Source organism: Desulfonatronospira thiodismutans ASO3-1 (assembly GCF_000174435.1).
GTDB lineage: Bacteria > Desulfobacterota > Desulfovibrionia > Desulfovibrionales > Desulfonatronovibrionaceae > Desulfonatronospira > Desulfonatronospira thiodismutans.
Genome location: NZ_ACJN02000002.1, coordinates 778,135 through 799,669, shown reverse-complemented (window position 1 = coordinate 799,669; position 21,535 = coordinate 778,135). Strand labels below are relative to the sequence as shown.

The window sequence follows — 21,535 nt, the reverse complement described above, 5'->3', positions numbered from 1 at the left end:
GTGGGTCCCGGAGTGCCTGTCCCCTGCTTTCCTTAAAAGCGCTAAACAGATACAGCCGCTGATATTTTGGGCTATGAATTAAGTTCAAATAAAATCTTTAAAGACTGGTTACTTTCCTGTACCTTATCTTTTGACAATTTTACTAGAATTTTGACCAACCTATGACGATAATCTATTGGACGTGTCTGCAAGCAGTCTGCTATCTATTTTTTTGACAAACCATTATAGGATGAAGGATAAATTTCAACATTGGTTTGTATTTGAGCTTTTTTGAAACTCCATTCAGTAAGGCGTATCTCTTAATAGTGATAACGAGCTTGAACAAAATCCACTCTTTCATGGCCGACAACATAAACTAACCGATGTTCCTGTGTAATTCGACGAGACCATGCACCCGGGCCAAGATACTTTAAAGGTTTAGGTTTCCCCATGCCTTGAAATGGGTCGCGCATAACAGCCTCTATCAACTGAAATATACGAAGTGCGGTTTTGCGATCTGTTTCAACCCAGAATTTCAGGTCTTCCCTGAATTCGGGTTGAAACACGGATTCGCGCTTTATTTTTGTTTGAGGCATTTTCTATGCCCCCTTACTCAAAACCAACCTCGCTTTGAAGTTCCTCTATGGTTTGAGGTGATCCTGATGGTTTTTTCACCCTGTCCAAAGCAGCATAAAGCCGCTCTGCATTTTTGGGGGAACGGAGCAGATGCGCGGTTTCAAAAATACCAGCCAGTTCATCGGCGCTGATCAGGGCCACGTCCTCTTGCCCACGTCGCTGAATGATGACTACTTCACGATCTTGGGTCACCGCATCCAATAATGAAGACAGCTTTGCGCGTGCATGTGTGTATGTTGTTTGGATTGCCATATTCGCCTCCGTTTATGGTGTACATATTTCCTGTACATATCAATGAGAGGTTTGTCAATGCCGACATGGATCTTGAAACCGACGGTGACACACAGGCGTGGGGAACGCTCCGCCGTCATGGCGGCGGTACGCAGGCATATCTTGCCTGGCGTGACGACGCGTCGGGAAGGATCAGGCTACTTGGCTGTCCTTTCTGGATGCCGATCAGACAGAGGCTCCGGTGAATGCAGAACCGCGCGGGTGTGGACAAGCGCGGTAGCGGCTGCAGCCTCTTCGACCGTGATTAGATACCAGTTTGGTCTCGAACTCGTTGAGGATGAAGTCTGAGATGAGTATCCCCATGTGTCAGGATAGATGTCGCGGGGACTGTCCCCAGTCACGCCAGAGGCGTGATTTCGGTATCCCCTGAATGCTTACATCACGCTCTTTTCCAGCTCAACAATAAAATCCACCGCCTTCATACAAAATGAAAGGCCGCGATTGATGTCGTCAAATCTGCGGACCTTCAGGGCCTGGGAAAAATCTATAGCAATACTGCCTTCCTTGATTTGCGTCATACCTCAACCGCTCCCAGGCTTCTTTCCACCTCCCGGTCATAGATATCAGAAAAAGCGTCGGCAATGGCGTTGGGATGCACCTGCTGGTAATTCAAAGCAACCTGCAGCGCGATTTCATTGGTTTCTTCATCCCGGTACAGAGAATGGAATACCACCTTGTCCCTTTTCCGGCGGCGCAGGTCCAGTTCTTTAAGGATCACATAATCATGAGTGGCCAGGAATACCTGGACTCCCTGCCTCTGCAGAGCGAGCAGGATCTCCATCATGGTCCCGAAAAGCTTGGGATTGAGATTGCTTTCCGGTTCGTCCCAAAAAAGGACAGAACCTTTGAGCAGGGTGCCGTTTTGAATAAGCAGCCAAAGCAAACCCAGTTTGCGCATGCCTTCGGCCAGAAGAGAGAATTCCAGGTTGCCCTCCTTGTTGCGCAGAAAAAACTCTTCTTCTTTGACAATGACCAGCCCATCAATGATCTTTTGCAGGCTGTTCATCAAGGACTTGCGGCTTTTTTCAGCCGGACCGCGCAGAGGAGGACGATAAGCCCTGTCCAGAATATCAGCATAGATCTCTTCAAAATGAATTTCTCTTTGAGCATACAAGGATCTGAAACCTACTGCATTGGCCAGCATCTCCTTGACCGGGATATATACGCTTTCCACAGGATCCTTGACCCAATCCTTCTCTCCAGTGCTTGTTGCCGATCTGGACAACTTGGCATGGTTGGAAAAGGACAGTGTCAGTTTTTTATTGCCGCGACGGATGTCCAGCTTCGCCCTGGAGCTACCTTTCTGCCGTTTGACCATGCGGCCGATATGTCTGTTTGAGGGCAAAAAAACCCGGACCAGCTTATCTGCCAGCCCAAGCTTGCTTTTGGTAATATCACAGGCTGCATAAGCGGCTTTCATCAAATGCGTCTTGCCCGTCCCATTGGTTCCAATAAAGACATTGATACCTGGAGATAGATCCAGCTCCAGCCGGTCAAAGGCTGTAAATCTGTGAAATTTCAAATACGTTAAGGTCACGAACTACTCCATACATACATTGATACGATTTCCATAATCAACTCTGGTCATTAAAGAAAACACGCTAAGCCTCGAATCGATGAAGCACATTATCTATTTTTAATCTTAACTCATCGTGCCTGATAGAAGAATATGGCCGGATGAATATGTGCAGATATGTGTCCCCTTTTTCCAGAACATCTTCGTCTGAAATCTTGAATCCAAGATATTCTGCTACAGGAGCTTCCTTTCCGGAGTCTTGCTGCACCAAAAGATCCTGTTGTACTCTACGTTCAAAAACTGGCAAAGGTAACTGGTTCACCCAGCGCAGGCGCTGGGTCAATCTATGATCAATAAGCTTAATATCCTGATCATCTACCTCGATAAAGCCGTATAACGGATCTCGGATACGTTTAGAGCTCATGCTTCTCTCGCCTTACACTTCCAAAGCCTTGTCCAAATTGTTCGCCAGGTGTAAATAAGCTTGTATCTTTTCAGGATCTTCGCCAGACAATTCCTTCCAGCCCAAAAACTTGGCCTGAGATTGGATATAAGCAACAGGGTTCTGTTTGGCATCTTCCCGCTCTGAGCGGGATAAAAGATGTGCTTTGGCCAATGTGGCAATATCGTCTGCCCCTGTAAGGCTATTTTTATAAAAAAAGTCAATTGTAACTTTAATTCGATCAATCACCGGATCTGTTTCCTGGTTAAGAGTTCGATTATCAGCTAGGGAAAATCCTTTGCCGGACTTACTTAATATTTCTCTTTTAAGCAGGGCACTCACAGCCTGCTGCACTTCAGCACAGTAAGGGCCATAATGATAAGGTCTGTAGAATTCTTTTCTTAGCTCAGCTGGAAGTGCAAAATAAACCACCTTCTGAATATTGGTTTTCCCTGCAAAAATATCGTTCTTATTCAGCTCGCTGACAGCTGAAGCCACATAGCTTCCAAGCCTCATAGTCTCCTCCTTTTTTTTTTTTCTTACCTTGAAATCACGAAATGTTAACGCTTCTGTATGTATCAGGAAAAAATTTTTATCCCCCCACCCTGGTCACCGCCTGATCATACCGCATGAGCAGTTTTGGGTCTTCCTGGAGGACCTTTTCCGGGATCTTTTCGGCGATATTGATGATGGTCTGGTAATCCCGGTCCTGCCAGGCCTTTTTGAATCCGGCCCGGACTGCCTCAAGTCTAAACTGCTTCATCTTCCGGCCCTTGAATTGCTTGTATTCTTCGAACTCCTTGAGCAGCGATTTTTCCCGGAGTTTTTCCAGGTCCGCAGCCCTATGGGGATTTGGTACATACCACCGGAATCTGGCCCGGCTGTTGAATTTGGAAATTTGCGTGCTGGTTTGCTCTATATGCAAGGCACCCTGGTCTTCCCGCAAGCGGCCGGCTTCAGTTTCTTCAGCAATGATGCTTCGCATCTCCTCGCTTTGCTTCATCCAGGAGACAATCTGGGCCGGTATGGGGCTAACTCATTATATATCAGAAAATTCTGCTCCAGCAGATCAGACAGTTCCAGCGTCTTCTCATGCTTTTGCCAGCCTCCGATTTCCTTCATGAATTGGGGATGCAACTCCTGAAAGGTCTGGGGCTTTCTGGAAAGCTGCTGCTTGAGCCATTGAATGGCCGAAGCCTCGTCAATGACCATGAGCGTCAGCTCTCGGAATTTTTTTACTGTCCTGCGTTTCCGGTCGTATTCAGCAGCCTGCTCAGGCAGAAAATACATAACGCACCTGCAAAAAAACATATATTAAAATAGCACCATCAAGCTCAATATCAGCCGGCGGCAAAAGATGAATGTTCATTTTTTATATCTTTGCCTGATTTCGTTCATACTTACAGGTTGTATCCTGCCTTCTTTATAGGCTTGATAACGCCGCTGCGACTCTTCAATCCATTTTTGTTCTACTTCGGGGTCGGGTTTGTCCAGGCTGTCAAATATAAACTCGGCTAAATGCAGTCACTCAACTTCATTGAGTGCCAGAATTTTTTCTTTTATTTCTTTTGTGACCATATGAACCTCGATAAATTATCAGGGCAAGGTTTTGATTGCATAATAGTCTTTCTCTTGATGGATACCTAAAAAAACTGGGCTTAAAATGTGAGAGTTTCCTTATTTTGTAACTCTTCAGGGGGGAGATATGCCAATTTGCCTGTCTGCCATGTGGGCAATGCCCCCGCACATATCCTTTAAACTATTTGCTACCTGCGCACACAAGGCCTGAAGAAACTCTAATGAATACCTCAAGACTGTGTTTAAAGATATGGGCGGGGCATGCTTCTGGGGATCTTTATTCTTCAAAACCGTGTATGCGGAGCACCTGCCTGCCCGCTAAAATTCCGCAGGACAGCAAAGCGTATTTTAGTCGGGTGTGAAGCCTGAAGGCTTCCCGTGCCAGAGAAGATTTTTTTGGCACGGGCAACTTCGTTGCACATCCCAGTGAAACCAGCTACGCTGAAACTACGTTTGTTTCACGGGACAGGCGGGCGGCTCTGCCGCTCACGGCTGGGGAGTACGCCTCAGGCCTATTCCCGGTGGCGATTGCTGGCACCCCTTGAATGGTTACCTGTTACCTTATTTTCCATGTGTCAGGATAGATGTCGCCTCGGAGAATAGAACTTTGGAACTACATTTTCAATATCAAAATGGCGGTTCTAAGACTTAAAATCAAGCAAAAAACGAGCTTTTCTCAAATATTTTCGACATATTGGCCGGGTCCGACCCGAATAAAGAACCGTTACCAGCAACCTCACTGTGAGTCGGATTTTGCCTTCCCTTTGGTCGGGGCGATCTCAGCTTCTTTCAGCTATCCGAACAAGACTGATTTAATTTTCAATACTTATGTTCATATATTCTATAATATCGTCTGTGTTCTGAATTTGCATAAGCCTTCCCAAAGGACGCGGCTCTTCTGGCCTGGCCGTGATGGATAGGGAATCCTGGTTCTCAAGAAAGCTTTTCAAGTTTTTCAGGGACTCTCTGGCAAAATTTGTATCTGCAACCCGGATGTCCTGCTCAACTTTTGCTATAACCATTTCAAGTACTTCATCCTCGCTCATGCCAGTATCATCTGCAACATATTGAATTATCCTGGGTATAAAAGAGTCATCGTTATAATGCAGCCGAAAATCACCCACCAATATCTCCTGGTGAGTAAAAAGCAGGTTCATCAGATCTCGTTTGTCAGGAGTGATATTACCAAGATCAAGATCAAAAGATATACTCCCCATATCATCTATACCAATACCTATATCATGCAGGGACAGATGGCTTTCATCCAAATCGTATTTGTATCCGAACTGGAGATTGCCCCGCATAACTTCTTCATAGCCAAGATCACGCATGGTTCTGGCATCATCCGGTTTCATGTCGTCTATGTATATAGCAAGACCCTCAATCGATGCATTCATAGTATATGGTACACCATTATCACTGAAATCCCTGGCCTGGATTTGCACCCTGTCAATTTCAGACTTCTGTTCCGGATCGCTTTTTGGCGCGACAGTCACCCCGTTAAGAACAATAGCACTGCCCAAAATCTCCCCTCTTACAGAATTATACTCTACCTTCACATAATCTGAAACTTCAGAAATAATCCCGTCGGCCACTTCCTGCGCCTGTCTGTTTGCATGCTGTCTCACCCCGAAAATCACAACCAGAAGCAAGATCACCCCAGCTATAATCAGATACCTCGAATCAATCTCCAAGCTACCAATCTTCATGCTCTCTCCTTATTTTTCTATTTTTACAAAGCCGTTGTAACCCCATGTGTCAGGATAGATGTCGCCTCGGAGAATAGAAGTTTAGAACTACTTTTTCCACATCAAAATGTCGGTTTTAAGACTCAAAAACAAGTGAAAACAAGCTTTTATCAAATACTTTCAATATATTGGCAGGGTCCGACCCGAGCAAATGAACAAACTGTGAATCTGGGTTATTGCTGAACTATTCATACCCAGTTTTTTGCAGCCCTCTGTGCCAATATCATCGTCGGGGCAGACATCATTTTTTGCCCTTTTTCATGTTTTGAAGATAGTTGCGTCCGGCCTGGGCCAATCTGTATTTTTGAAACTTGCTCTTAGGCGTTTGGGGGATTGTTTGCTCAATCAACCCCGCATCAAGTGCTGGCTTTAAATAGTATTTCCGAAAGTGTTCACGGTCCTTGAGTCCTAACCTATCTTGCATCTCTTGCCGGGATAATGGCTGGATACAGATTTCGAGAAGCTGTTCGACTTGCGGGGCATCTTGCGGGGTGGCTTGCGGGGTATCTTGCGGGGTCAGCCACTTCTCCTCTGGGATGCGAAAGATGACCACAAACCCCATGTGGCAGGATAGTTGTCGCCTCGGAGAATAGAAGTTTAGAACTACTTTTTCCACATCAAAATGGCGGTTCTAAGACTCAAAATCAATCAAAAAACGAGCTCTTCTAAAATATTTTCAATATACTGGCTGGGTCCGACCCGAACAAACCTTTGATGGGCTGATTATGCCGCAATGCCCTCCACGATGAGGTGACTCACGTCAGTACGTTCGCTTGCATGTTCGAATGTGATTGCGCAGACGTTGCCCTCCGCATCAACATCAAGAATGGTATTTTCATCCAGATCTTTGGTCTCCGCTATATCACTATCACGGAACTCGATGTATAGTGTATCAGTATCATCAAAATAGCTAACTTTCACGGTTTGAATCCTCTATCAAAAAATACATTGTGGATAGTTTCACCATCCGCGAGTAAAATTACCCGAAGGTATCGGCCTTCCATTTCCTCTATTCTGGCCCATCGCTTTATTCGGCCATCCGTCTGTATTTGTTCTCTCTCAGGATGTTGGACAACATACTGAATCCATTCGTCCTTGATGATTTTTCGATCCGGCCTGATTCGGGTCGCCTTAAAGTATTTCGTTGTCTTCAATTACAAAATTTCCCTCTATCACTCAAAAAATATAATATACATTATATTTAAATCTCAACCAGAGCCCCCTGCCATGAGACGAGGTGAGCCAGGCCTGCCGTCCACTCAAGGAACACCTCCAACCAAAAACTCTGATAAAGATGCTTTCTTTATTCCATGCCTTGTCCCCACTAAAAAGTCAATCATGCCCATGAACTGACACAATCCAAGCAGGAACCTATCCCCGTACCGGCAGACCCTGGATCGTCCAGTACTCGCAAGGCCCGAAAGGCACCAAGTGCACAACCAAGCCCCTGACCACCACCATGGCCAGAACTCATCCCCTCAAAAGTACTCCTACAAGAAAGCACCCAAATGAAAGAAAATATATCAAAATGGCTGTTCTAGGACTCAAAATCAAGCAAAGAACGAGTTCTTATCGAATATTTTCAATATATTGGCTGGGTCCGACCCGAACAACAACCCGAACAACAGAACAACACATGCCCTGATAAATTCTCACTTGCTCAGCATTACCATATCCTCATCCATACCAAAGCGCATAAACTCAAGACCGGAATATGTATTCAAGGAAACGCTCCCGGAAAATGAAAAAGGAAACAGGCTGGGACTATGCATAAGGCTGTGCAGAGATGCCGAGTCCCTGGAGCCTGCCCGCAGCAAGGCCTCTATCAGCCAGCCCATGGATTCGGAAGTATCCACAGGCAAATTCCGCCCTTGTACATATACTCCTTTCTTGCCAGAATCCTCAAGCACCCCCCAGTCCATAAAAGAACGCAACACCCGCCTGGCTGCTCTGGAAACGGTCTCCCGCTCACCATAGCGTTCCCTGATGCGTCGTTGAACCTGGGCAGCGGCAACATGACCCTGCAGACGCAAAAGTCTGCCTGTCTGCTCTGCTACACCGGCCCAGAATGGATATACAGCCGTGGCCATGCCCCAATGAACCAGAAGATGTTGCTTTACCGGAAGAACCTGCAGCAGATTAAGCCCTCGGTTGCGAAAATCCTGCAAATGCCTGGGAGGAACGGACCACAGCTTCATTAAGATGGTAATAACTTTTTCCCTGTTGCCCCGTTTAGCAGTTCCGCCGATGGAGAGCTGATCTTGTAAATCCTGCTGCAGAGAGGCAAAAACAGTGTCTTTGTCATTGCCCGCCAAAACCAAATTTGCTGTACGTTCCAGCCACTCCAGACGGATGCGCTGGCTCCAGCCTATTTGAAATTTATCTGCTGTCACGTCTGCTTCCTCTCAATCTGCACCAAAGGCACAACCAGTTCTTCAAGGCTAATTCCTCCATGACAAACCAGCTGCCTGGTGTTTGAAACGAAAGCCTGCCTGTGGGGGGCTATCAAAGGAAAAACATCCTCTGGCAGACCGGAGCCGGACCATGCGATGGCCTCGGGGAAGCTGGATGCAACTCTTTCCCGCAATGCTGGATCACGAAATATGCGGACCCTTTCCCCCCTGCTAGCGGCCAGGGCTCCTTCTGCTGGACGTCCGCATCCTGCAGCCTGGATATTTCCGTGATCAGAGGTCAAAAACACCTGGTATCCGGCCTGCAAAAGCACATCCAGCAGATAACCCAGAAAAGGCTGCCCGGCCCACTGCCTGATCTGATTATGCATACCTGACAATCCAAGCTCCATTCCATGCATTATCCTGTCCACCTTATCCACCACCAGACCGGCCACCCTGGTCTGCGGGCTGACGAGCTGATGGTGCAGTTCATCAGTGATATCATCACCCAGCCCCCTGGCGTAGACTGTTTCCTGTTCTTTGATACCATGATCAGCCCAGAACTGACGCCAGAGATACGCTTCTTTACCAGTGGTATGAATGCTGTCCGGAAAAAACACAGGAGGACGTCCCGCAAACAGGGCCTGCCTGGAAATGGAGGTGGTTGTGGGCAGCCAGGCAAAAACCGCATTTTCTCGAAAAAGAAAATCTGTGTTCAAAGCAAGCACCTTGCGCATGGTCACCCATTGATCAAAAGAAAGTCCGTCCAGGACTACCAGAGCTACTTTGCCACCCTGGGTCTGCTCCAGACTGCGGGCCAGGAAGCGCGGGATATGATGCAGCATAACCGGGGGTACGGGGGGCAGGTTGATCAGCCCGCCAAGCTTATTTTCCGCCCAGACAGCAAGAGTATTATCCAGCTCCAATTGAACAGCCCGGATCTTGTCTTCAATACCGGGGACCGGCTCCTTATCGGTTTGCAGCCACAAGGCCAGAAGCTCAGCCCAGCTTCTGGCAAAAGTCAGCCACTTCCCGTGCCGGGCCTGCTGACCGGGTAGGTCATCCCGCAGGGAGGAATACAGCTTTTCCAGTCTTTTTATGCGATCCGCCTCTGGATCAATGCGCACCCCCAGACTGACCCAGGTTTCGCTCAAGGCCTGACTCTGGGGATGATCTACAGGCTCCAGCAGTCCATCCAAAAAAAGTGTGTCCAGATAGACACGGACGTCGTGATGTTCAAACGGCAGATCAACAGGGCCGGGATAGACTGGATTGAAGACTCCCCTGTTTTCCTGAAGAGACGCAATCTGTTGCGATGATTTTTGCTGGATAAAATACTCCCAGCGCTCCTGCAAAAAGGCCAAAAATGCCTCTCTATCAGGGACTATTGTTCCCAGGGGCCAATCAGAAAAACGTCCGTTTTTTTCAATCTCCTGGATCAGGTGCTCCTGGAACAGGGATGGCAGGTGAATTTGCCTGTAATGCATCCGTAACAGCATGCGCAGAAGATCAGCAGTATGCTTCAGTAGTTCCGGGGCAATGGAGTAGACATGACGCAGAATAAAATCTTTACTGCTTCTGTCCCCAAGCCTTTCAGAGGCCAGATCCTTCTGGGCCAGATACAAGGCATCCAAATCAGACTTATCCAAAGCTGCCAGCACCGGATAGCTGAAATTGGGGAAAATCCCTGCCAGAGAAAAATGCAGCCTGCGTCCGGCCTGTAAAAGGTCATAAGGCAGAGTCTGGAGATCATCCTGAGTTACATGCACCACCACAGCCTGTTCTTTCTCCAGGTTCTCATCCCACTTTGATCTGAAACTGGATTCAAAGGCAAAGCGAAACTCGACATGGCTTTCAAAGGGAATCAGAGCAAATCCTCTCTCTTGAATCCTCTCCAGCATACCTGCTTCCAGCAGCAGGCCATCAGGGTCCGCAACCAGGGTTAATCCGACTGTTCCCGGGCTGAAATCAGCAAGGATATGCTCCCGCCATCCAGTCATTTTTCCCCCTGTATACGCAGCATAAGCAAGGGCTCAATCTCAGGAATAACCTCAGCCTTTCTCTGCAACTCGGCCTGGCTGGCCTGTTCTTCTTGTTCCAGCTTCCTGAAGCGATATGCACGCACTTCAGGCAGTCCAATGCTCTCGATTATTTTTCTTCTGGCTGCGAAATAATAACGCATTTTTTCCTGCTCCCGGCTCAATTGGCTTGCATGCTCCTGTAAAAGCTCTTGATACTGAGGCTGACCCTGCTTTTCCGCAACCCTGGAAGAATACCCATACCTTTTGTAAGAACTCTGGCTGCCCAGATAATCATGTATAACAGGCTCTGCACTGAGCAACAGATCCCAGATGTTCCTGGCGCTTAAACTGAAATTCTTGCCCTGATCATCGATGAAAAGGGGCATGATCCGCACCTTTTTCCAGTCCTGGGTGATAATAGCAATACGCCACAAAGACCACACCCCTTGAAGAGAAGCAGCAGCACCAGGAATTGTGGTCACGGGCAGTGGCTGGCCAGGCGCCCAACAAGGAAGCCGCATGGCCAAAGCTCGTATCCTGGAATCCTCCAGGGTCAACAGGCTGGCTTGTGGAGTTATCTCAGCATCCCTGGCAGTAAAGGCAGCAGCAAGAACATTGTCGTCTCCAGGCCAGATCAGATTCCAGAAGCTGCCTTTGTTTTCCGCCCTGCCGCCATAAGCTGCAAGATCTGGACATGCCTTGCCTGTTGTCCAGAGGCTTGAAGGAATCCAGGGGAATCACCACCTGAGAAAGCAGCCGCCATGGGTTGGCCGGATTGTCCAGGGAATCTGCATTTGTATAATCTCTGGATATTGCAGGGGCCATGCGGCCAAGTCCCTGCACATCTCCTGGCAGCATAAGCTGAAAATGTTCACTGAAATGAAACTGCATCTCAGCCACCCATTGGGAGACCAGACCTTTGGGTGCCACAATCAGCACACGCCGGACCTGGCCCCTGAGTTTTAGCTCCCGCATGATCAGACCGGCTTCAATGGTCTTACCCAGACCGACTTCATCAGCCAGAAGGTAGCGTACTTTGTCCCCGGAAGTCGCCCGGGCCAGGGCGTGGATCTGATGCGGCAGAGGGATTACCTGAGATTCTATGGGCGCAAGCAAGACATCCTGAGTCAGGGCGTCAGCAATTCTGGCGGCTGTGGAGATATAGATAATGGCGCTGGTGGAGTAGCGAGCGCCTTTTTCAAGAGGAGTGAGCGCACCGGCAGGAACCCGGACCACAGCATCCTGCTCAGGCAGCCAGACCCGGCATATGTCTTGGCCCCAGAGAGAGTGCTTTTCCAATACCCGGCAGGGTTGATTATGCTGAATGCTGTACTGCCAGTCATGCATCAGGACTCAACCATTTATCTGATGAGAGATAAATTTCCTCTTCTAAGTCAATTGATTTCAATAGGTTATCCAGCCCTCTTCTTGAAGCCGGTCCCAGGCAATACAAATGTGCTCTGGCTTGAACAAACACTTTTTTCGTTCATTCCATCCAGCCATGGCTGATATAGCGCTTTGTTGATCAACGGCCAGCCGTTCGTGAACTGCCAGCCAATGTACCGACGATAACATCTCCATACCATAAGGTGTTTCAAAGCCATCAACAAGGTCGGCAACCCTGTTGAGATGTTTATAAGCTTCTAGATGTTTGCTCAGGAGTACATCAGCAGCATCAATTGCATCAGGCAACAGTTTGATCTCCACATCAGGCTTTTGGGTGTCTCCATATCCTGAAATATAATGGCCTTCCAATATCTCCAGGACCTTGTTCAAATTATGTGCGTATGGTCCATAGTAATGCCTGACATAGGAAAGCCTCAGGTTCAGCCCAGACTCTTGAAGAAGATAGGCCAACTTCTGTATCTCCAAAAGGGTAAGCCTGTATGCAAAACGCTTATATTGCTGCATCAGTTTGATAAACAAGGCCCTGGCCGTTGTCAGATGCGGCCTGTCAGAGCCTACTGGCATTTCTGAAGCCTGGGGCGATCCTTCAGGCTTAAACAACTGAATCTGTACATTGGGGAGGTCACTGAATGCTCTTTCGATCATCGGCTTTATCTTTGCCCAATCCAGCCCACCCAGGCCCGATCCTAAAGGAGGAACGGCAATAGAGCTTATATTTCGAGCCGTTATTTCTTTGACCAAGGCTTGCAAACCAGCTTCTATATCTTCATATCTGCTTTTGTCTCGCCAATGACGCTTAGTGGGAAAGTTGATTATGTATCTTGGAAGCTCTTGCCCGGTATCAAAAACAAACATACGACCAGGCTTGACTTCTCCTCGCTGGCAAGCATTTCTATATGTCTTGAAGTTTTCAGGAAAGGCTTTCTTGAATTGCAAAGCAATTCCTTTGCCCATAACGCCTACACAGTTCACTGTATTGACCAGAGCTTCTGTCTGGGCGTTCAAAATATTTCCTTGGACATGCTCTATCATTTTTTATCCTCTCAGTAGTACCACTGCCTTTGTATTTGTACCGGCGTTATCATGGAATATTGGTTCAAGATTTTCTCTACCTTGATCTTCACACTATCACTCAACACGCCAATAGAGCTAACAATATCCCATGGACAAGACTGGTAAACCAAAAATTCAGCTTGCTTGCGACGTTGCCTGTCCATATCTTCATTGGTATCAGCCCAATAATTTGCTTATACCGTATTCCAATCCACCTTGTCTAAATCTTCAATATTACTAAACCATTGTGTATAGGCGGCTATCCCATGGCCGTCTGAAAAGACATAATCAAGGCCCGCCTCAATTACAGATTGTACTGTAGACACGATATAAATCAATGGCTCCTGTCCTTGATCATATCCAGGTACCTGTCCGGTATGCAATTGCAGGAGCATGGGTGGGCGTGGGCCAAAATAAAAACCCACATAATCATGCACCGTACCTCCTGGACCGCATTTTATATATCTGACACGTCTGATCTGCTGGATGTCAATATTGTGAATTGCCGTGTAGCTGAGCCCGTTTTCAGGAACGTAATGAGGTGCGTGTAGTCCACCTCGATTCAAACAAACCGGCAGATTGTCTACATGCATGAGCCGATAAATAGGAATAGGCTCATCCAGCTTCATTACTAATTCCCCACCCTGGTCACCGCCTGATCATACCACATTAGCAGTTTTGGGTCTTCCTGGAGAACCTTCTCCGGGATCTTTTCGGCGATATTGATGATGGTCTCGTAGTCCCGGTCCTGCCAGGCCTTTTTGAATCCGGCCCGGACCGCCTCCAGTCTGAATTGCTTCATCTTCCGGCCCTTGAATTGTTTGTATTCCTCGAACTCCTTGAGCAGGGACTTCTCCCGGAGTTTTTCCAGGTCCGCAGCCCTGTTGGGATTGGGTACATACCAGCGGGACTTGGCCCGGCTGATCAATTTGGAGATTTGCGGGGTGGTTTGCTCTATATGCAAAGCGCCCTGGTCTTCACGCAAGCGGCCAACTTCAGTCTCTTCAGCAATGATGCTTCGCATCTCCTCGCTTTGCTTCATCCAGGAAACAATCTGGGCAGGTATGGGGCTGCCCTCACTATATATCAGAAAATTCTGCTCCAGCAGATCAGAGAGCTCCAGCATCTTCTCATGTTTTTGCCAGCCCCCGATTTCTTTCATAAACTGAGGATGCAACTCCTGAAAGGTCTGGGGCTTTCTGGACAGTTGCTGCTTGAGCCATTGAATGGCCGAAGCCTCGTCAATGACCATGAGCGTCAGCTCTCGGAATATTTTTACTGTCCTGCGTTTCCGGTCGTATTCAGCAGCCTGCTCAGGCAGAAAATACATGCCATCCCGCTCATCAAAGCGCTGGGCCAGTCCCTGGTAAAACTCAGCAGCAGACATGGGCACGCTCACCCCGCGCTGGACATGAAAAGCGATCATGCGGTCAAATAGAAGATAATTCTGTCTTTCAGCTACAGGTTCTACCTGCCCATCTTGAGATGCAAAAAGGGGTAGCTGCTTTAAATGAGTGTGAACAAAGATGCGTCTGCAAAAAGTCCATTTTTTGCCAGATCAAGATTAACGGCCAATAATTCGTGTTACGACTTTTTTCGAAGATCAGCTAAAAATTTTCGGACGCAGGCCCGAGACGATCAAAATTTTGCGAAGATATGAACAGAAAAGCCAGAAAAAAAACAAAAGTATGCCTGTATCCGGTTCAAAATCTTTATTGTTTCGGGCTCTGGACCCACTACTGCCGCCCTTCATCCAGTTGAAAGCTCTTTTGATGTTTAAGGCCGTGACCGCCATGATAATTTTAAACTTTGATTTCACGGATCCACGACATCTCAATCTTCTCAGGCCAAGATTAACCTTGAGCTGGGAAAAGCCGGCTTCACCTCCGGCCCGTTGTTTGAAAAGATTGATTAGTTCCTGATCTTCTTGAAAGGCATGTCTTCTGGCTTCCAAGCGAGGTTTGCTCCATTGCCATTCCACCTTTGCCTTGCGCTTGGTGATTTTTATTGGACAGTCCTCGGAATGCGGGCATGCTCGACATTGTTCGGGGTCAAAGTATGAAGCCGTCTTTTGCTTTTTTTGATTAATTTTGTTTTCAATACAGGTCTGTCCCATGGGGCAGGCATCAATGGATTGTCCATTTTCCTGAAGTTCAAAGTCCATGACTCCAAAGCCTTCAGGCGGCTTTCCGGTGGGAGGTGCGATGAGGTCAACGCCTTTTTCCTGCAGGGCCTGATGGTTTGCATCGGATTCATAGCCATTGTCAGTCAGTTCCACATCAGGCTTAAAGCCCTTCTCCTCTCTGGCATCTATTGATGGCTGCAGGAGTTCATGGTCCGAGATATTGGCGGGGGTAACCTCTGCATGGGTGATAATTTGCGGATTAGGCGTATCCTTGTCAGGTGCACAGGTTTCTGATGTATTGAGCTTGACTCCGATATCTTTTTTGTGGCCATTGTACTGAGCATCGGGATCATGGGGATTGGCCATGGCGGATCCCTTGCATTCCTCTTTTATCTCGACTTTGATTTGGCCCTGATCATCCACGTCCACCTGTTCATTGATGAGGCGCTGTACCAGCTGAAAGGATTCCAGTTTTGAGATTTTGGGATGGCTTTCGAAAAGCTCTTTTAGTTCCAGGGCGTCTCTGGCGGCTTGGACGAGGTAGTCATTGGCCTTGCTGGGGGTGAAGTCTGAAAACCAAGTGTTGTTTTCGTCATTTTGGATGTATTGCTGGATGTGCTCAGGCACACTCTTGAAGATGACGGGGTGCTTGGCTTTGATGTCGTTCAGGGCTTTAATCAGAGTTTTTTTGAAGAGTTCCCATTGGGACATTTTTTTGAGGTTGAGGCGAACAAGAGATGAATCGGTTCTTTGCAGGGAGTAGTCAAATTGGAGTTCGTCAAAAATTTTGGCCAGGATCTGCTCGAAGATGTGGTCTTCCGTGCCCAGCAGGATTGTCTTGTAGTAGTAAAAAGCTCTTGCTGATAAATAGGCTTCCTGCTCTTTAATATCTAAGGCATAATGAAACTTTTGGTCAAAAGTATATGCTTCAACGGCATCGCTATCTTTAAGGTCAAACAGCGCCTGCAAGATAAAGAGTCCTAGCATTGACTGTACGTCTTTAGTTTTTCTGCCCATTGTTTTATCGAAGTGCTTACCGTAAATTTTAACAGGCAAAAAAGGCAAAAAGACAGTCCTGAAGGTATGATATATTGTCTTCTGTAAATAATCATACTTTCTATCATTGAAATAAGTAACGTTTATTGGCAGATAAGGTTGCATTCTATTCTTTGCGTGTAACATGTTTATGTCTCCCTGTTGTTAGGAGACTGCATAGCAAAAACCTTGTTATTTGTCAATAATATATTGAAAATCAGTTCACAGAGAAAGTGTTACGAGACAGACTTTTTGCAGTCGCATCTTGGAAAGAAAAAATGTTGGGCAGGAAAAATCTAAGTCTGGTAAAAAAGTCTATTATACCATATTATATACAATAAATAAAGACGTTGAGATAGATTGTCATGTTAAGTTTAATACCAGTACACAAATCAGACTAAAGAAAACAAAATCCAGGTCCAACTGTCTCACATGTCTCACAGCCCCATGCTTATTGCCGCAGGATTCCAGGGCTGTCAAATTAAACTCCCATGGCTGAACAGTAACTTAAAAAATTGAGTTCAAATAACCCTCGCGGTGTTAAGTCCAAAACTAACAGGTAGGCAAGCTAAGGATAAAGATTTGATTTTTGAAGCACGCCAAACTAGTTTTGCTAAAACTTTTGAAAGGAGAGAGCAGCATGATCAAAGAAAAAAATCTCAGAAGCGACAAGCCAATTGAGCAGTATATGGCCCTGGCCATTCAGCCGGCTATGGTAGGTACGTCCAGCAGGGAAGACATAAAAAGAAATATTTCGCACATCACAGATATCATAAGGGCAGGCTATTGGCTTGGCGGAATAGAAATGCCTGTAAAACTGGCAACTATTCCTGAAGGCGCTCTGCAAGGGTTTAACGATGAGCTGATGGACAGGGATCATGTAGATTTTGCCAATAATATGGCTATCGACATCCCAGGAAAAGAAACAGATATGCTCGGTTGCGTATTCCACGCAAAGTGGACAGTCAGTACACGGCATGATGGACAGTGTTCCACACTGATGGTGGACAGCATTCCATGGGAAAGTGGACAGTGTTCCACGCTGATGGTGGACAGATGTCATTCACAGAACAAAGCGCTTATCGGAGCGAAGCGACGCGGGATGCCTTGTTTTAATCGAAACTGTTCTTTGAAGTCAACGATGCTTCCAGTTCGCGCATGGAATCTCCCCAAAGATCCATTCGGTGTGCATTGTGGATCAGGCGATCCAGGACAGCGTCAGCCAGGGTGGGATCACCCAGATACTCGTGCCATTTTTGGATTGAGAGCTGGCTTGTAACCAGGGTGGAGCGCAGCCCGTGCCGGTCCTCAAGGATCTCCAGTAGATCTCTTAGCTGTTCAGCTTTAAGCGGGCTTATGCCCCAGTCATCCAGGACCAGCAGATCTGTTTTGGCCAGCTCTTTCATGACTTTGGGGTAACGCCCGTCACCTCTGGATATGCCCACATCCTGCAAGAGACGGGGCATGCGGGTATAGAGGGCGCTGTATCCCTCTCTGCAGGCTTTTTGGGCCAGGGCACAGGCCAGCCAGCTTTTGCCTATCCCTGTGGGTCCTGTAATAATCAGGTTTTGATGCTCTTTTATCCACTGGCAGTCACAAAGCTTGAAGACTTGTGACTTGTCCAGTCTTCTGGGATGACGGTAGTTAATGTCTTCAACCACAGCCCTGTGCCTCAGCTTGGCTTTTTTGAGCCTTGTTTGCAGACGTTTGGATTCTCTTTCCGTCATCTCCCGGTCCAGGAGCAGGCCCAGTCTTTCTTCAAAGGACAGGGCCTCAATTTCCCTGGTTTCCTGCTGTTCCTGCAGGGCCTTAAGCATGCCTGTCAGTCGCATGGTTTGTAGTTTTTCAAGAGTGGGGTGGTTTAACATTTTGTCCTCCTTTTAATGATAGTAGTTTGCGCCCCGGATGTTGTCATGCTCCAGCACCGGAGCTTCAGAATTCTCGGACGGACTTGGTAAAGGCTGTTTGTCCAGGTTGTTCTTCAGGATGGATTCTACGCTCTTGTAGTTTGTCGATCCCAGGGTCAGGGCTCTTAAACAGGCAGATTCAAGCCTTTCTTCTCCATATTGCTTGCCCAGGCGCATGACGCCCAGGCAAGGCCTAAAGCCCTGCTGGGGATGGATCCTTTTGCCCATGATGGTTTTGATCAGCTTGGCCGTGGCAGGTCCAGTCTTGCTGGCCCAGTTTATCAGCCGCTCCGGATTCCAGTAATCATGCTCCCTGTGAGCCTTGGGCATATGTTCTTTGACCGTGGTATAGCTCCTTTTGTTATAGGATCTTTTATGGCTGGCCACCCGGGAGTTCTTGTGGAACAGCTCCACAGTGTTTTCCGTGTACCTGGCATCAAGCCTTTTTTTGACCAGGTGATGGGGAACTGAGTAGTAATGCCGGTCAATCTCCACGTGATAGTCTATGTTCACCTTAACCTTCTTCCAGAGGGCATATTCATAATGTGTGGCCGGAAGCGGCTGCAGAGCAGGTCTGTCTATTTCTTCAAAGAGCGACTTCCTGCTCCCTGGCAGTTTTTTGAAAGGCTTGTCGTTTAGCTTTTCCAGCAGCTTCCTGATTTCCAGGTTTAACTCCCACAGGGAGAAAAACTGCTGATTTCTGAGCCTGGCCAGAATCCACCTGGAGACAAGAAGCACACCGCTTTCGGCTTTGGCCTTGTCCTTTGGCTTTTTTCTCCTGGCAGGGATGACCGCCGTATTGTAGTGCAGGGCCATGTCTTGATAGGTGGGGTTCAGATCCGGCTCATATATATGGGGTTTATTGACTCCGGACTTGAGATTGTCCGGGATTGTAATCAAGGGGACTCCCTGTAGAAACTTGAAGGTCCGGACATGGGAGTTGATCCAGTCCCAGAGGTTCTGGCTCCAGGTGGCTTCCGCATAGGTGTAGTTGCTTGCACCCATGACAGCTACAAAGATCTGGGCCTGGCTTATTTCTCCTGTTCCCGGATCCGTAACCGGTACAGTATGGCCGGCATAATCAACGAAGAGCTTTTCGCCGGCCCTGTGGTTGTGGCGCATGACCAGATCAAGCTTGCCGCGCCATGCTCTGTATTCCCGGCAGAACCAGCTGTACTCGAAGCCGTCTGGGTTGGCCTCTTTGTATTCTTCCCAGAGCAAAAACTTGGTCACACCCTTTTTTTGCATTTCCTGATGCACCAGGTTCCAGTCCGGTACTGGGGTAGATACTTTATGCTCATTTTGCTGCGGAGGAAACAGAAGCTCGTGAAGCCTCTCCTCTGTCATATTCTCAGGCAGCGGCCAGAAAATCCCGGCATTTTTTGCTCTGGATATATAGGTGGCAACTGTGGACTTGCCTATATCGCAGCACTTGGCAATCTGGCGGGTGCTGAAGCCTTGTCCGTATTTTAAACGCAGGATTTCAGAAATTTTTCGCATGGATAACCTCTCCTGTGGCATTTGTACCTCCCGTTTGAATTTGTTTGGAGGTACATGATTGACAGGTTATCCCGCGTCAAACTTAAAAAGAAGAGGTGCTCCTTAGAGCGGCGAGTTCATTGTGAAGGTGTCCATCTTCCCGTGGAATGCTGTCCACCTTGCCGTGGAATGACTGTCCATCATGAGCATGGAATGCTGTCCTTTTTCCCATGGAACACTGTCCACTTTGCTGTGGAATGCTGTCCGTTTTCCCGTGAAATACGCACTCGGTGATGTAGCCAGAGAGTTTGATTTGTACCTTATAGCTCAGGCAAAGGTTAAACACCCCAAATTTCCAGACCGGTTTTTTAATTCTGCCTTTCTTATAAATCCTGAAGGGGAGGTCATTTTGCAGAGTTATAAAATGCAGGTCTTCTGCCGGGAGCACTCTACCGTGCCGCATGATGTTTGGGATCAATGGCTGGAATTGTATGGCAACAACCTGGATTCTATTTATGCTGTCGCAGATACAAATATAGGCAGGATTGGTCTGATCTTCTGCCAGGAGGGTGACTATCCTGAACCTGCCCGGGGATTGGCCATGAATGGAGCAGAAATCATCTATCGCTCCAGCGCTCCTGAGCCTGCTGTATCTCGAGGCTGGTGGGAAGTACAGAACAGGGCCAGAGCCCTTGACAACACCTGCTACGTTGTTGCCCCGAATGTAGCTTCCTACCTGGTTCACCCTGAAGCCTCCGGGCCGGTGGACAATTTTGGCGGCCAGTCCATGATCGTCCATTATGACGGCCGCATACTTTCATCAGTTGCTGGTGGAGCCAGCATCTATGCAGGGGCTATCATTGATATAGAAGCCTTGAGAGAATACCGGGAAAGGTCTCTTTTCGGCAACTGGATGAAAGATCTGCGCACTGAACAGTATAAACTTATATACGAAAAATCTGTTTTTCCCAAAAATCTTTGTATAAACAGAGCGCCGCTCAAACATGCGGAAACAGACGACTTGTATCGTGACAGCATAAAAGGTCTCATTCAGCAAGACATTTGGGCGAAAAGTTTCAAGACGAAAATGAAAGAAAAAGGTGAAGGGTTGTAGTTAATAGAGCTTTTGTCACTTGCAATCTATAGCTTACAGGAGGTTTTGATGAACAAAATAAAGATTGATGATCTTAAAGATATTCTGCAAATAATTGAAGGGGCCAGAAATCAAACCTTAGAAAGAATCAGAATCGCTGAAAGAGCAAAGTATAAAAAAATCAGGAAGGTTATTAGTGATTTTCCTTTTAAAGTCCTTAATCTGGATGACGATTTTGTTAAAAAAATTGAAGTAAATGATATAGATCTCGAGAAAAGAATCGAAGAGACGAAACGTTGGGAAATTAAAGAGAGCAGACGAGAAAAAATTGATAAATTTATAAAATCTGAAAAAAAAGAGGTTGAAGAGCTAAATAGAATTGAAGAAGAAGTGAAGAGGCTTGAAAAAAGTGGCTTCAATAAATTCGAAGAGCTTGATCCCGGGTCACGCAAAAAGATTGGCGATATGGTCAAAGAGGATGCTGAAAGACTTGAGAATGCTAAAATAGCTGCTCGTATGTTTGAGCAGGAACGGAAGACCAGGAAGAAAGAGGAACTAACGAAAATTTTATTTAAGCTGATATGTTACGCTATTCTATTTCTGATTGTGTTCATTCCGTTAATTTCGTTTTTTATTTTTTTTGGTGACACACTTAAGGATTTATTTGGGGTTTTTTTGGGCATATTTGTATTAGGCGGAATAATTGGTTGTGCTTGGATGTTTGGTGTTACAGCATTATTATTGTGGTTGGTAGGAATGACACCGTGGAAATATTTTGTTTATGATGCAATTGAATGGGATAGATTATTATAAGTCCTGTGCTATTTATTTA

23 protein-coding genes and 1 pseudogene are annotated in these 21,535 nt (G+C 47.0%); 2 read left to right on the top strand and 22 right to left on the bottom strand.

What is annotated here, in order from left to right:
• Positions 1-299: 299 nt before the first annotated feature.
• The 22 genes and pseudogenes from DTHIO_RS09875 to istA form a co-directional block, all read right to left on the bottom strand.
• A complete protein-coding gene (locus tag DTHIO_RS09875) occupies positions 300-575 on the bottom strand; it encodes a Txe/YoeB family addiction module toxin (protein ID WP_008870147.1) in 276 nt (91 codons plus the stop codon).
• Between the two features lie 13 nt (positions 576-588).
• Positions 589-867 carry a type II toxin-antitoxin system Phd/YefM family antitoxin gene (locus DTHIO_RS09870; protein ID WP_008870146.1) on the bottom strand — a complete coding sequence of 93 codons (279 nt, stop codon included), beginning with the start codon at positions 865-867 and terminating at the stop codon, positions 589-591.
• 413 nt (positions 868-1,280) lie between these two features.
• On the bottom strand, positions 1,281-1,424 hold the full coding sequence (locus tag DTHIO_RS21430; protein WP_008870144.1) for a hypothetical protein: 144 nt from the start codon (positions 1,422-1,424) through the stop codon (positions 1,281-1,283).
• A complete protein-coding gene (locus DTHIO_RS09865) occupies positions 1,421-2,428 on the bottom strand; it encodes an AAA family ATPase (protein WP_208596398.1) in 1,008 nt (335 codons plus the stop codon). Before DTHIO_RS09865 ends, DTHIO_RS21430 begins: the two co-directional genes overlap by 4 nt.
• Before the next feature lie 79 nt (positions 2,429-2,507).
• Complete coding sequence (locus DTHIO_RS09860) at positions 2,508-2,846, bottom strand: hypothetical protein (protein ID WP_008870142.1); 339 nt, start codon at positions 2,844-2,846, stop codon at positions 2,508-2,510.
• A gap of 12 nt (positions 2,847-2,858) precedes the next feature.
• Positions 2,859-3,380 carry a hypothetical protein gene (locus DTHIO_RS09855; protein WP_008870141.1) on the bottom strand — a complete coding sequence of 174 codons (522 nt, stop codon included), beginning with the start codon at positions 3,378-3,380 and terminating at the stop codon, positions 2,859-2,861.
• A 76-nt stretch (positions 3,381-3,456) separates the two neighbouring features.
• Positions 3,457-3,867 carry a hypothetical protein gene (locus DTHIO_RS09850; protein ID WP_040418256.1) on the bottom strand — a complete coding sequence of 137 codons (411 nt, stop codon included), beginning with the start codon at positions 3,865-3,867 and terminating at the stop codon, positions 3,457-3,459.
• A complete protein-coding gene (locus DTHIO_RS09845) occupies positions 3,864-4,154 on the bottom strand; it encodes a hypothetical protein (protein WP_040418255.1) in 291 nt (96 codons plus the stop codon). Before DTHIO_RS09845 ends, DTHIO_RS09850 begins: the two co-directional genes overlap by 4 nt.
• Positions 4,155-4,229: 75 nt before the next feature.
• Positions 4,230-4,388, bottom strand: a complete 159-nt coding sequence (locus DTHIO_RS22410; RefSeq protein ID WP_083803984.1) for an addiction module protein — start codon at positions 4,386-4,388, stop codon at positions 4,230-4,232.
• Positions 4,389-5,254: 866 nt separating this feature from the next.
• Positions 5,255-6,151, bottom strand: a complete 897-nt coding sequence (locus DTHIO_RS09840; protein WP_008870140.1) for an aq_1923 C-terminal domain — start codon at positions 6,149-6,151, stop codon at positions 5,255-5,257.
• A 280-nt stretch (positions 6,152-6,431) separates the two neighbouring features.
• Complete coding sequence (locus DTHIO_RS22405; RefSeq protein ID WP_144311503.1) at positions 6,432-6,806, bottom strand: Fic family protein; 375 nt, start codon at positions 6,804-6,806, stop codon at positions 6,432-6,434.
• A 107-nt stretch (positions 6,807-6,913) separates the two neighbouring features.
• On the bottom strand, positions 6,914-7,111 hold the full coding sequence (locus DTHIO_RS09830; protein ID WP_008870138.1) for a DUF2283 domain-containing protein: 198 nt from the start codon (positions 7,109-7,111) through the stop codon (positions 6,914-6,916).
• A 731-nt stretch (positions 7,112-7,842) separates the two neighbouring features.
• Positions 7,843-8,583, bottom strand: a complete 741-nt coding sequence (locus DTHIO_RS09820; protein WP_008870136.1) for a hypothetical protein — start codon at positions 8,581-8,583, stop codon at positions 7,843-7,845.
• A complete protein-coding gene (gene pglZ, locus DTHIO_RS09815) occupies positions 8,580-10,583 on the bottom strand; it encodes a BREX-3 system phosphatase PglZ (RefSeq protein WP_008870135.1) in 2,004 nt (667 codons plus the stop codon). Before pglZ ends, DTHIO_RS09820 begins: the two co-directional genes overlap by 4 nt.
• Complete coding sequence (locus tag DTHIO_RS22040) at positions 10,580-11,086, bottom strand: hypothetical protein (RefSeq protein WP_208596397.1); 507 nt, start codon at positions 11,084-11,086, stop codon at positions 10,580-10,582. The genes pglZ and DTHIO_RS22040 overlap by 4 nt, the downstream gene beginning before the upstream one ends.
• Before the next feature lie 97 nt (positions 11,087-11,183).
• The gene (locus DTHIO_RS22035) at positions 11,184-11,903 is read right to left on the bottom strand and encodes an SNF2-related protein (RefSeq protein ID WP_208596396.1); all 720 of its coding nucleotides are present in this window, start codon (positions 11,901-11,903) and stop codon (positions 11,184-11,186) included.
• Between the two features lie 105 nt (positions 11,904-12,008).
• The gene (gene darG, locus DTHIO_RS09800; protein ID WP_008870134.1) at positions 12,009-13,043 is read right to left on the bottom strand and encodes a type II toxin-antitoxin system antitoxin DNA ADP-ribosyl glycohydrolase DarG; all 1,035 of its coding nucleotides are present in this window, start codon (positions 13,041-13,043) and stop codon (positions 12,009-12,011) included.
• 11 nt (positions 13,044-13,054) lie between these two features.
• Positions 13,055-13,657, bottom strand: a pseudogene (gene darT, locus DTHIO_RS22400) (type II toxin-antitoxin system toxin DNA ADP-ribosyl transferase DarT).
• 38 nt (positions 13,658-13,695) lie between these two features.
• On the bottom strand, positions 13,696-14,490 hold the full coding sequence (locus tag DTHIO_RS09790) for a hypothetical protein (protein WP_040418252.1): 795 nt from the start codon (positions 14,488-14,490) through the stop codon (positions 13,696-13,698).
• A gap of 177 nt (positions 14,491-14,667) precedes the next feature.
• Positions 14,668-16,206: a transposase gene (locus tag DTHIO_RS09785; protein ID WP_161598660.1), complete on the bottom strand. Its 1,539-nt coding sequence runs from the start codon at positions 16,204-16,206 to the stop codon at positions 14,668-14,670.
• 1,130 nt (positions 16,207-17,336) lie between these two features.
• Positions 17,337-18,092 carry an IS21-like element helper ATPase IstB gene (gene istB, locus DTHIO_RS09775; protein ID WP_008869526.1) on the bottom strand — a complete coding sequence of 252 codons (756 nt, stop codon included), beginning with the start codon at positions 18,090-18,092 and terminating at the stop codon, positions 17,337-17,339.
• A gap of 12 nt (positions 18,093-18,104) precedes the next feature.
• Positions 18,105-19,652 (bottom strand): IS21 family transposase, encoded by a 1,548-nt coding sequence (gene istA, locus DTHIO_RS09770; RefSeq protein ID WP_008869525.1) that lies wholly within the window; start codon positions 19,650-19,652, stop codon positions 18,105-18,107.
• A gap of 160 nt (positions 19,653-19,812) precedes the next feature.
• Here istA and DTHIO_RS09765 point away from each other — a divergent pair, with 160 nt between their 5' ends.
• Both DTHIO_RS09765 and DTHIO_RS09760 read left to right on the top strand, forming a co-directional pair.
• Positions 19,813-20,724, top strand: a complete 912-nt coding sequence (locus DTHIO_RS09765; protein ID WP_083803971.1) for a nitrilase-related carbon-nitrogen hydrolase — start codon at positions 19,813-19,815, stop codon at positions 20,722-20,724.
• Positions 20,725-20,772: 48 nt separating this feature from the next.
• Positions 20,773-21,516, top strand: a complete 744-nt coding sequence (locus DTHIO_RS09760; RefSeq protein WP_008870132.1) for a YrzE family protein — start codon at positions 20,773-20,775, stop codon at positions 21,514-21,516.
• The last annotated feature ends 19 nt before the right edge of the window (positions 21,517-21,535 follow it).